Here is a 10,639-nt window from a genome sequence, read left to right on the forward strand (position 1 = left end):
ACCCGATATCAAGGAGGAAGAATCATGGCAAAGACAAAGTTTTCTGTGGATCACGAATGCGGGCACACTCAGGAGCATGATCTGTCGGCCAAGCCGGCCGGAAAGCGTGCAGGCCTTGCAGCCTGGCTGAAAGAGAAGCCGTGCTGGGACTGCGGAAAATCCTCGGGAATTTCGGAGGAACGAAAGGCAGAGATCCAGGCAGAAACCGAAGAGACTGAGCGGACCCTGGAACTGGGGGAACTGGACGCCACAGACCGGCAGCGGCCCAAGCTGCTGCCATGGGCAAGGGAAATCAGGGCATCGAAACTTCGAGAGGCCTATGCGCTGGTGGAGTCAGGCACAGAGACGGAAGCCTGGTTTGAGAACAACATCCTTGGCCCGGCCAAGCAAATCAGTCAGTGCAGCTGGTGGGTAGATAACCGGGAAGCCTCAATCGAGGACCTTCCGGAGCTCCTCGACGACTCCGGCGAAGAAAACCCGCACACCTGGACCGGTGCCAAGGCAGCATCATGAGCGCAGTGACCCGCAACCACAAAAACCCGGCTACGCCAGGGATCATGTTCCTGGTGTTCCTCGGACTGCTGGGAGTGTTCTTCTTCGGTGCATTCCCCGCCGGCGAGGCCGCTGCCGGACACCGCTATGACTGGACCGCCGCGCAAACAACGTTGGACCGCATGGTGGCAGTGTTCCTGGGGCAGGCCCAGTGGACCGAGGCACACACCCACGCCGTTCTGGTCTGGTTCGGTTTCCCGATGACAGTCATCATCGTGTTGTTGTCCGTGCGGGCGATGCTTCGTCCCCGCCGTCAGGAAATCGACAAGGCTGCCCGGTTCATGGGCCGTGGACGCCAGATCGAGCCACTGCGTAAACACTCCGTACGGAAGAAAGCCAAGCGACTGGAAGTGAAGGGCACCACTCACCCCGGAATCCTTCTCGCCGCCCTTGTTGCCAGCGGGGAACGTCTGTACGCATCCTTTGAGGACACCTGCGTGGACATCTGGGGCTCACGCGCCGGAAAGTCTTCCACACGAGCTATCCCCGTGATCCTGACCGCTCCGGGGGCGGTGTTGGCAACCTCGAACAAGCCCGACCTGGTCAGTGTGTGCGCGAAAGTCCGCGCCTTGGCTGGGAAGGTGTGGATTTTTGATCCTCAGGGGATCTGCGGACGGGTTGTACCGAAGGTGTTCTTCAACCCGCTGGCCTCCGTAACGGAGATCGAAGACGCCCGCGATTTGGCAAGCATTTTTGAAGAAACCACGGCCGAGAAGGACGCCAAGAAGGACGGCTTTTTCAACCCTGCCGCAAAGGACCTCATCACCGACCTCATGTTCGCGGCCGCGGTGGAGGGCCGCTACCTCGATACGGTGTTCAACTGGATTTTCCGGCCCAACGATGACGAGCCCGTGCAGCTGCTCATGAAGCACGGTCATTCCTCGATTGCGGCCCGGGTCAAGGACGTCCAGGAACTGACCGAGAAGACCCGAGGAGGCGTGTACAAGCAAGCGGGTCTGATGATCGGGTTCCTCGAGTCGCGGGGGTTGCTGGAATGGATCACCCCGGGGGATGGACGGACTGAGTTCAACCCCGGCAAGTTCGTTACTAGCAAGGACACCTTGTTCCTGCTCTCCCAGGAAGGTGCAGGATCAGCCGGGCCAATCATCGCAGCCCTGACAAAGGCTGTCTTCGATGCCGGCGAACGGGAAGCCGCCCGACACAGCAGCGGCAGGTTGCCGGTACCGCTGATCGCCGTACTCGATGAAGCGGCGAACATCTGCCGTATCCGTTCCCTGCCGGAGAAGTATTCGCACTATGGATCGAAAGGGATCTTGCCCATGGTGCTGTTGCAGTCCTACGAGCAGGGCGAAGAAGTCTGGGGCGAATATGGCATGGCGTTGATGTGGTCCGTCGCGAACGTGCGGATCTACGGCGGCAACGCCGTCTCTAGGAAGTTTCTGGGCGACCTGGAACAGCTGGTCGGTGACTACATCTACCGTGAGGAAGAAAAGAGCTATGGGACGAACGGTGTCACCAAGAGCATCCGCAGTCACAGCGAGTCAATCCTTTCGATCGCGGACCTTGCCTCGGTGCCTGGCGACCGGATGATCATCATCGCCGGTCAGTCGCGAGCTACTCTGGCCCGAACCCTGCCTTGGCATAAGGACCGGAAACTTCGGCGTGCCGTGAAGAACGCGGACAAAGCTCCAAAAACCCGCGCGCCCAAACCGACGAATCAGGTCATCGCCGGTGCTGTCCGCTCCTTGCAAAGAAAGGAATCCATCTGATGGATGCGCCTCTTACCGAACTGGACGAGGAACTGGCCGAATTCGTTGACACCGTTCTGACGCCGATCTTCGAATACCGTACCGGCGGACACGCTTGGTGCGCCGAATGGTGGAAGCACACGGAGATCCTCAACCGGGTCCAGGACCTTTGCGACGGCTGGAACAAGATCGGCCCTGACGAAGAGGACATCGACCTCAACACCTGGTACCGGTCCTACTTGGACCACCACATGCCAATCATCATGAACAAAGAGACCGGTCCTCTCCGAAACTGCACCAGCTTGGCTCATGGGAGCATCCGGACAGACCAATGGAAGCACCCGGAACCGGTCTCGTGATCGGCGGTATGAAAAAGGAGGGATGGACTCGATTCGAGGCCATCCCTCCTTTTTCGTGCTCCCTATCTCGTTCAGCGCTCCAAGCCGGGGCCCTGGCCGGGGCTGGGTGTGGTCGTCTGGCTTGACGTCTTCGCCCGCTTGTTCTGGGCAGCACGGCCGCCGAAGGCTCGATCCTTGGCCCGTTCCTGTTCGGGTGTCCCTGCCACCGGCGGCTTTGGCCGGTCTTGCTCAGTGCACCACTTAGGCGTGCTGTCCTTGAAAGCCTCGGCTTTCTCGGCCGTTTGCTTCTCTACGGCAAGGGCCCTGGACAGATCCTGGTTGTCTTCGGTGAGTGCCTGTGCCCGGACCTTCTGCACCAGCTGCAGCGGCGGCTCCGGATTTAGGCCCGCCTCGGGCTGGACCCCGAAGGCAGCTTCATACCGGGCTTCTGCTTCAGCGAGAGCGCGGCGGGCAGCGTTCCTGCCGAACAGGCCGGCCTGATCCAGATCCCGGCGCGCAGTGCTGATCTGAGCGGCCAGCTGGGCATGGTCTACTCGCAAACCCTGCTCCGCGAGCGAGGCGACGTTGTGTTCGATCGTCTCACGGTGGGCCTTGGCCTCCCGGTGCGCGTCCACGGCCTGGCTGTTGAGTTGCTGCCACGTCTCCGGGGTGTAGCCGTGCTTAGCCTCATAGGCGGCACGGCGGGACTCCCAGGCGGCGAGCTTGCGCTCATAGGCGCGCGTCTCGGACGCTACGCGGCGTTCTCGCAGCTGCGTATCGGCCGAGGGCTCCGTTGGCGCCGGGGACACCTTTGGATCCTGCCCATGCGTGCTCTGGACAGCTTCCGGGCTTTCCTGAATGGACGGCGAAGAGTCGGGGCTGTTCTGGGGCTGCTCAATCCGTTGGGGGACGCTGGCCGGTACCTGCGGCATGGAGAGGTCCAGTCCGTCGATCTCGCGGGCGAGGGCTTCCTGGGCAGCTTCGATGCCACGGTCAGCGGTGTCACGGCCCATGATGTCCACGAACTGGGCCTGTGCGTCTTCAGTGGACGCGGCCACCAGGTGCAGGGTGTTCGCTTCTCGGCCACGCGTCGCGGCAACGTAGGTGCCACCGGCGGTCGAAGAGACGTCGAGCAACCCGGCCCCCGTGGTTTCCGTAGCACCCTGAGCGCCGTATTCCGTGGACGCATAGCCGAGGTGAACATATTCGGCTACGTACTCTTTGGGCAGGCGAATCATCTCTTTGCCTTTGCCCTGGCTGACGGTGATCGAGCCGTCGGCGTGCGTGGTGTGCACGGTATAAGTTTCTCGGTTGGCAATGCCAAGCATCGAGTCATTGTTTCTGGTCATGATCGTGTCCCCGTGCCGCAGCACGAGACCGTCAACGCCGGCCACATCGAACTTCGCGGGCCGGGTTCGGCCGGCGGCGCTCATCTGGTCCTGCATGACGGCGTTGATCTGCGTTGCCATCTCATTGGTGGGTGTCGCCAGGGCCACGGTCCCGCCGGTCAGAATCGTTGCAGCTGCCTGCTCGGTCATCACGGCCACGGCTTCTTCGGTGCTGGTGTGGATGCGGATATGCCCACCCTCGTAAAGCTCAGTGAAGAGGCTGGCTGGCTTAGCACGGTCGCGCATCCGCAGTGAGAGGGACGCGTACTTGGGGTCCGTGAAGCGGTGAACGACGTCGATGTCGGCGCGGTCAACAGCGATCTTCGAGGCGTGGTCCAGGACGCCGCCGCGCCCGACTGCGGGCAGTTGCGCACGGTCACCCATCAGTACGATGCCGGCCCCGTACTGATCCGCGAGCTGGGTCAGAGCCAGGGCGGTGTCCTGGTCGATCATGCCTGCCTCGTCCACGACAACCCGGGCACCGTTCTTGAGCCGGTATTCCTCGCCAGGGCCCCGGTACTGTTTTCCGGTCCTGGGGTCAGTCTCACCCGGCTTCAGGCGCGTGTAGCGGCCGTTGCCATCCCAGCGGAAACCGTTCGCGTGCAAGAGCTTGTGGACGCTGAACGCGGGAGCTTCAAGGGAACGTGCTGCTTCCTGCGCTCCCTTGAGTGTCGGGGCGAGGACTACGAGCTGGCGACCTTCGGCGTCGAGGATCTTCTTAGCCTCCCGCAGCATCGTCGTCTTGCCTGAACCGGCGGCACCTTCGATGACACCCAGGCCGCAGTCACTGACGACAATCTGGGCAGCGTGCTTCTGCGCCTGGCCAAGGTTCGTGTCTGCGAACACGCGAGGATCGAGCTGCATCCTTTCGGCGGCAACAACACGTGCGGTGAAGCGCGCCTTTAGTTCGTCCTCGACAGCAATAACACGCTCACTTGTAATGTGCCGGACGTGATCGGGCATGTGTCCATCACGCGGATCGCTGATTGAACGCGCACCCTGTGCAGCACGCTTCGCGGTGTCAGTAACGAAGGCATTGAGTTCCGCGCGCTCGGCAATAACACCTGCTGCTGCTACTTGGTCCGCGACGGCGGCTTGAAGCTGATGCAACGACCATGCAGAGGCCTTGCCTTCACAGAAGGCAATTGCCTCAGCGGCGATCTGTTCGCGGTCCAGGTCGGCCAAGGAACGTGTTACAGAAGCTCCCCCGGTAAACCCATCGATCGGAAGATCTGCGGCGCGCAGTTCATCGATCCATCCGGCCTGCGAGACTTCCCTGTTCTTTGCCTTCTTGCCGGGACGGTCCAGTGCCCAGGCCTTGAAGTCGAACACGCGACGCTGTTCCGGGGAGGGCTCCTGACCGGGGTGGTTTTTCCTCCACTCAGCTTCCAGTGTGGCGATATTTTCTTGTACCTGCGCGCGGCGTTTCGACAGCAATTCGGCGTGCTTGGAGAGTTCAACTACCTTGCCAGTAGCGGTGTCGAATGTGAGGCCGGCATTCGCCAGGGCGGTGCGAAGTCCTTCATGGGAACGGATCGTAGATTCACCGATTCCGCGCAGGGCTCCTTGCTGCTTCAAAGTCGGAGTGGTCCACAACCCCCGCCACTTTCCTTCAGCAAAAACACGGGTGTTCCACTGCACGTGAATGTGTCGGTGAGGGTCGCCCGCTCGTGAAGTTTTGTGCACAACAGCGACGGCCTCAAACCGTTCAACTTTGACCAGCCGCTGACCGCCCAAGGGGCCGACCCGGGTGACCGCGTTCTCGGCTACGAACTCGCTCATGGCCTGCGCTGCTTCGCGCTGGGCCTCGTCCAAGGCGGCGCTAACTTCCGGATTGAGCGCGGCCGCAACTGAGAGCGACTTGTCGCAATTGACGGTCATTTCCGCAAAACGTGGGCTGGCAGGAAGGTCGCGCATTACGCCGTCGGACTGGCGCAAGCGTGCCTGACCCTTTGGCTTCCCGCGCACCTCTCCGGTGTCCGGATCTACCCAGTCAACCCACTGCTTGTAACGGTCGGCGTCGAGAGAATCAACGGCTTCCAGGGCACCTTCGGGGCCGTACACGAACCGTTCGGCAAGCTGGCCGTCTTCTTCGAGGTAATACTCGTCGGCGCGGTGGTGATCAGACTCCAAGTAAGCAGTGGCAGACGAGCCTGTTCCACGGAAGAACGTTACGCCGCCATGCACCTGAGTTTCACCGCCCGCCGTACTCCGCTGCCGCACGCTGCGGCACCTATCGCAGATAGTATACGTGCATTGCTTGAATAGGTCCGGTAACGGACCCATCGGCGCTTCGCGTCGATTACGTGGGTATCACCTTCGGATGATGTGCATTGCTTGAACAGGTCCGGTAACGGACCCATCGGCGCTTCGCGTCGATTACGTGGGTATCACCTTCGGATGATGTGCCCGCCACGGCTCTTAGTGCCTTCTTTGGAGCGTTCGTGGTGTGTGCAACCGGGCTACAGGGTCCTGCTGTCCACGTGTGTGCAGGAAAAGACCGGAGGTGAATCTTTTGCTGTGCATGGGTTGGCAGGAAGTTGTACGCGAATGCAACCGACCGTTGTACCGCGTGCTGCCTTCGATGGTGAGCCGATTGCCCATAGACTATGGACATGAGCGAACGAATTGAACAGGCAGTCATCGCAGAACAACAGGCTAAGATTTCTCTTGGAAAAGCCCTGGAGGAAGCAGTCGAGGCCGAAGGCAAGGCGGAGGCAGCTTTCAAGGAAGCAAAAGCTGAAACCGTGAAGGCGCGGCGTGCTGCTTTGCGCGGCGGCTGGGACGAGAAGTCTCTCCGGAAGCTCGGACTACTGAAGACCACACGCGTCTCAAAGAAGACGGACGCAGCCCAGGAAGAAGCAACTAGCGAAACTGAGCACGGTCGCGATCATGAGCCTCAACACTGATCTGCGGTTCCCGCGCTAGCCGTTAGGAGGTGTGTGAGTGATGAGCGTAGCTCACGCGTCCGTGCAAGATCGTTTCTGGCAGAAGGTAGCCAAAGGACCGGCTCCTGGTGACTGTTGGTTATGGACTGCCGCCGTCGCTGACGACGGCTACGGCCGTTTCACTCTGAACGGCCGCGGGCAAACACAGGCTGTTCGCCCACACCGCTTCGCGTTCCACCTGGCAACCGGGATTCCATTGCACGGCTTCGGTCCGTTGATGCATGACTGCGACGTTCCGATCTGTGTGCACTACAGCGACATTTCCGAGCTGACGCATTTGCTGGAGGGAACTGATCGAGAGAACATGCTCGATCGCCTCGCGAAGCGTCGCGACAAGAACGGCAGCGACTTCCGCTGGCGTGGTCTCGCGCGGGAACACTTTGCCGCACGTTCCCGCGCTCTGCGGGACGAAGTACGCGACTACGGATGGTCTCGACCCGAGCGAGTCCGTTCACTGATCGCTGGCGTCGATCCGGACGCACCAACCCTGTTCTAGAGTTGGTACAGGGACAACATCCAAAGGCAGGGGGAGCCATGAGATTCATTGTGGGCGCATGGGCCGACATGCGATACACCGTCTTGCTATCGAGCTTCGTCCTTGCCCTGCCACTTCCGATCCTGCTGGGAATAGCAAACTTCACCAAAGTGAACTGGGACGCTGCCGCCCTTATTTGGTTCGCCCTGTACGCGATCGCACACGTTCTGCTGTATCCGCTGGCCCGCGAACTTTACTTCTGCCTAACGGAGCCTATCCGTCGCGGAGTTGGCCAGCTGTACATCGGCGGCCTTTTACTCGTGGTTACGTTCATCCTTAAGATCTGGATCTACCTGATCATCTCCGTACTGGCGATACCGCTCGGACTGATCGGTTTCGCATATCTCGGCCTACGTGCTCGCTACAGCTGGTAGACGTTCCTGGGGTGCTGGATGATGAAGGCCACTGCTCCGTCTCACTAACTGCTGCCCTGCGCATAGTGTCTGTGGCAGTAGTTACGGTGGTGTCATGAATGTTGATGACCTCCGCGCGAAGATCCGCCGTAAACATGCGGTCTCCGTTGAACAGTTCAGGGCCGCAGTGCTTGGCCCACAAGGACACAACGGTCCCGAGACCAAAGCCGTAAATGGACGATCACCGTTTCCTTCGATCAGCCACCCCTCAGTGACGGACCGGCACGCTGCAATCTCGGTTGTCGGCGACGTCGCAGAGTTGGCATGGCTAAAGGAAAACCCTGCCTTGCCAGGGTTGGTGATGACTCTCTCCATCGCAGGCAGGCACAAACTCCTCGGTGAACGAATGTCACTGCCCTCGGGAGAGTGCGACGCGTGGATCAGTGAGATCGTAGGTGATGATCTGGTCCCCTTCGTGTACAGGGCCGGGACACTCAGTGGCGTCGGAGGGAGAGCATCCACCGTCTACTACAACGTGTTCATGGATGAGACCAGGGCTGGCGTTATGAAACCGGACGGTTTTGACCACCCGCAGCTGCGTCACCTCAGCGAACTGTAAAACAACCAAGGAATTTCGCCAGGTGTTTTCGCCTGGACCGTTCGCAGGACGCTACATGGTTTCGAGATGCACCAGGGCCCCGGCTTGCACCGGGGCCCTGACGATTCATACCTGTGTGGTGTTGGCTATAGCGAACCAACGGAGCAAGCCTTTCATGCGCCGGCAGGTATCAACAGTCGAGGCCGGCGCCCATCAGCAGCGTCATGTTAAACACGAAAGGCCGGCTTGTAGGCCGGCCCTTCGTGTCCTTCGGCAAAAAAGGAAATCTATGGCTTCAGCTTAGCTGAAGATGAGTACCTGGTGACAACTGGAAGCGTTCGTGGATGTCGTGGAAGCCGCGGCACTGCCTTTGCGGAATGGGCTGGTGCGTTAATGGCGGTCCGTCGCTGGTGAGTGGCTGCTGTGGTTCGCCCTGGGCGGCGGACCGCCCGACCTGCGGGAGGTTCCTGGCCCTGCTCGTGGTGAGCGGCCGGGCCTTGCCGGGCGGTGGGGGTTCCGCCCGGCAAGGTGTTCCTATGCCGCTTCTTCTTCGGCAGGTTTGCCGCTGTCGATGATCATCTGCTCGGTCTCACTTGCGGTGTATCCCCAGACCACCAGCTGGTTCAGGTAGTCCCGGTGGGACTGGTGCGGGGACCGCCAGGAGTCCTTGGCAATGGTCTTCTCATATCCGGCGCACACAAGTGCAATCAGAGAGAACTCGGGACGGGCCGTGGACTTGGCTACGTGGTCCCTCAGCGGGTTCCATCCCCACCGGTCGGACTCGTCGGACTTCGCGCCGACCATCTCAGCGGCCACCTTTCCGTCGTAGCCGCTGGCCGTCTCGGGGTGGTGGGTGAGGGCGTACGCGGTGAAGTACTGCCAGCCCTTCGGTGCCTGCTTCTTCGACAACAGGTTCCGGACAAACTCCCGTCGAACGGTCGTGGCTGACTCGGCGGCTTTGTTGTTCGCGATCAGTGTCTTTCGTTCGGCTTTCTGCTCGTCGGTCATCGGTCCTTTCTGGACGTTGCTGCCGCCGTCGTAGCGTTCATGCCTCGGGCTGAATCCCAGTTCCTTCCATCCGGCGATTACCAACCGGACGTTGTGTTCGCCTAGGTAGTTGGTGGAGACAAGGGCGGCGTTCGCGTCCTCGTCTGTGGCCGGTTCGCCGTCCGCCCGGTTGGCTGCGGTGACGAACAGGTTCTCTTCGTCGGCGTAGTGTCCGGCGTAATCAACGATGGTCTTGCCCTCGGCTTTCAGTCCATCGATCAGCGCAGCCAGTTCCGCTTCGCGTGCACGGTTGTCCCGGATTTGCTGGGCGACGTGGAACAGCTGGTCTGGTTCGTCCATGAGGACGGATTCAAGGTCGGCCGTGGCTGCTTCGTCCTGTTCAAACTCGGCCATGATCAGTGCGGTTTCGATGTCCCATCCCCGGTCCAGGGCGGCGGTCCCGGCCTCGGATGCTTTGGCTTTCAAAGCTCCTTCGACGGCGGTCTTTTTCCGTCCGGTCTTCTTGGCGATCGCGGCCGCCGAAACGCCAATCAGGGACAGCTGGTGGTAGGCGTCGGCCTCGTCCGCTGCGGTCAGCTCGGCGCGCTGGATGTTCTCCACTACCTGCGTCACGATTCGCTCGGCCTCTTCGGGCGACTCGATGATCATCACCGGGATTTCCTCCCGCTGCGCTTCAACGGCGGCGCGGGTACGGCGCTGCCCCATCAGCACGTGCACAGTGCCGTCGTCCTTGCGGTGGGCAATGACAGGTTCCATGACGCCGTGTTCTTTGATGCTGGCGATGAAGTCAGCGGTCAGGGCGGCGTCTTTGCGGACGTTGATATCAACGGTCAGGGTTTCCGGGTCGAGCATTTCCAGTGTGGGTGTTGCGTTCATGGTGTTCTTCCATTCTTTGCCGAAATGGTGGGTGAGTGGGCGGCTTAGGTGACCGGCCAGCTTCCCTCTCCCCCAGTTGTTTTTTGTTGCTGGCACGTAGTGCTCTACGGGGCCGACGGAGGCGTCTCCTCCCGTCAGGGCAAGGTGCTGGAAATCTTCGTAAGGAAATAAGCGACGCAGGAGCGCCGTCGAAGAATTCCAGTGCCGCAGGGCCCCGGAGCTTGCGGAGGGGTCAGGAGCTTGAGCCGGAGCGGAACCGTATGATCCGCAGGACAGCCACAAAAAACGGTAATACTGGAACAGTCCTTGAGCCGGCGTGACCCAGCCAAAAATT

At 60.8% G+C, this 10,639-nt stretch carries 9 protein-coding genes; 7 read left to right on the forward strand and 2 right to left on the reverse strand.

What is annotated here, in order from left to right; genetic code table 11:
* The first annotated feature begins 24 nt into the window (after positions 1–24).
* Genes ABHM97_RS21160 through ABHM97_RS21170 form a run of 3 tightly spaced genes read left to right on the forward strand, consistent with a single transcriptional unit; the run spans position 25 to position 2,620 of the window.
* Positions 25–513: a hypothetical protein gene (locus ABHM97_RS21160; RefSeq protein ID WP_079941633.1), complete on the forward strand. Its 489-nt coding sequence runs from the start codon at positions 25–27 to the stop codon at positions 511–513.
* Positions 510–2,282 (forward strand): type IV secretory system conjugative DNA transfer family protein, encoded by a 1,773-nt coding sequence (locus ABHM97_RS21165; RefSeq protein ID WP_349472120.1) that lies wholly within the window; start codon positions 510–512, stop codon positions 2,280–2,282. Before ABHM97_RS21160 ends, ABHM97_RS21165 begins: the two co-directional genes overlap by 4 nt.
* Positions 2,282–2,620: a DUF4913 domain-containing protein gene (locus ABHM97_RS21170; RefSeq protein WP_349472121.1), complete on the forward strand. Its 339-nt coding sequence runs from the start codon at positions 2,282–2,284 to the stop codon at positions 2,618–2,620. Before ABHM97_RS21165 ends, ABHM97_RS21170 begins: the two co-directional genes overlap by 1 nt.
* 71 nt (positions 2,621–2,691) lie before the next feature.
* Here ABHM97_RS21170 and mobF read toward each other — a convergent pair whose 3' ends face one another.
* A complete protein-coding gene (gene mobF, locus ABHM97_RS21175) occupies positions 2,692–6,273 on the reverse strand; it encodes a MobF family relaxase (RefSeq protein ID WP_349472122.1) in 3,582 nt (1,193 codons plus the stop codon).
* Between the two features lie 329 nt (positions 6,274–6,602).
* Between mobF and ABHM97_RS21180 the strand changes: the two genes are divergently transcribed.
* From ABHM97_RS21180 to ABHM97_RS21195, 4 genes are all read left to right on the forward strand, one after another.
* Complete coding sequence (locus tag ABHM97_RS21180; protein ID WP_349472123.1) at positions 6,603–6,896, forward strand: hypothetical protein; 294 nt, start codon at positions 6,603–6,605, stop codon at positions 6,894–6,896.
* 40 nt (positions 6,897–6,936) lie between these two features.
* A complete protein-coding gene (locus ABHM97_RS21185; RefSeq protein ID WP_349472124.1) occupies positions 6,937–7,431 on the forward strand; it encodes a hypothetical protein in 495 nt (164 codons plus the stop codon).
* Positions 7,432–7,469: 38 nt separating this feature from the next.
* Positions 7,470–7,844, forward strand: a complete 375-nt coding sequence (locus ABHM97_RS21190) for a hypothetical protein (RefSeq protein WP_349472125.1) — start codon at positions 7,470–7,472, stop codon at positions 7,842–7,844.
* Between the two features lie 94 nt (positions 7,845–7,938).
* Entirely contained in the window at positions 7,939–8,442 is a 504-nt protein-coding gene (locus tag ABHM97_RS21195; protein ID WP_349472126.1) for a hypothetical protein, read from the forward strand.
* Positions 8,443–8,955: 513 nt separating this feature from the next.
* Here the strand turns inward: ABHM97_RS21195 and ABHM97_RS21200 are convergent.
* Positions 8,956–10,305, reverse strand: coding sequence for a ParB/RepB/Spo0J family partition protein (locus tag ABHM97_RS21200; RefSeq protein ID WP_349472127.1), 1,350 nt, complete (start codon positions 10,303–10,305; stop codon positions 8,956–8,958).
* Positions 10,306–10,639: the final 334 nt, after the last annotated feature.

It is taken from the genome of Paenarthrobacter sp. CAP02 (genome assembly GCF_040137855.1).
In the GTDB taxonomy this organism is placed as follows: domain Bacteria; phylum Actinomycetota; class Actinomycetes; order Actinomycetales; family Micrococcaceae; genus Arthrobacter.

What these genes read in the sequence shown, in the direction of transcription:
- ABHM97_RS21160 (WP_079941633.1), top strand. Translation starts at nt 25, where the DNA reads ATGGCAAAGACAAAGTTTTCTGTGGATCACGAATGCGGGCACACTCAG.
- ABHM97_RS21165 (WP_349472120.1), top strand. Translation starts at nt 510, where the DNA reads ATGAGCGCAGTGACCCGCAACCACAAAAACCCGGCTACGCCAGGGATC.
- ABHM97_RS21170 (WP_349472121.1), top strand. Translation starts at nt 2,282, where the DNA reads ATGGATGCGCCTCTTACCGAACTGGACGAGGAACTGGCCGAATTCGTT.
- mobF (WP_349472122.1), bottom strand. Translation starts at nt 6,273, where the DNA reads ATGGGTCCGTTACCGGACCTATTCAAGCAATGCACGTATACTATCTGC.
- ABHM97_RS21180 (WP_349472123.1), top strand. Translation starts at nt 6,603, where the DNA reads ATGAGCGAACGAATTGAACAGGCAGTCATCGCAGAACAACAGGCTAAG.
- ABHM97_RS21185 (WP_349472124.1), top strand. Translation starts at nt 6,937, where the DNA reads ATGAGCGTAGCTCACGCGTCCGTGCAAGATCGTTTCTGGCAGAAGGTA.
- ABHM97_RS21190 (WP_349472125.1), top strand. Translation starts at nt 7,470, where the DNA reads ATGAGATTCATTGTGGGCGCATGGGCCGACATGCGATACACCGTCTTG.
- ABHM97_RS21195 (WP_349472126.1), top strand. Translation starts at nt 7,939, where the DNA reads ATGAATGTTGATGACCTCCGCGCGAAGATCCGCCGTAAACATGCGGTC.
- ABHM97_RS21200 (WP_349472127.1), bottom strand. Translation starts at nt 10,305, where the DNA reads ATGAACGCAACACCCACACTGGAAATGCTCGACCCGGAAACCCTGACC.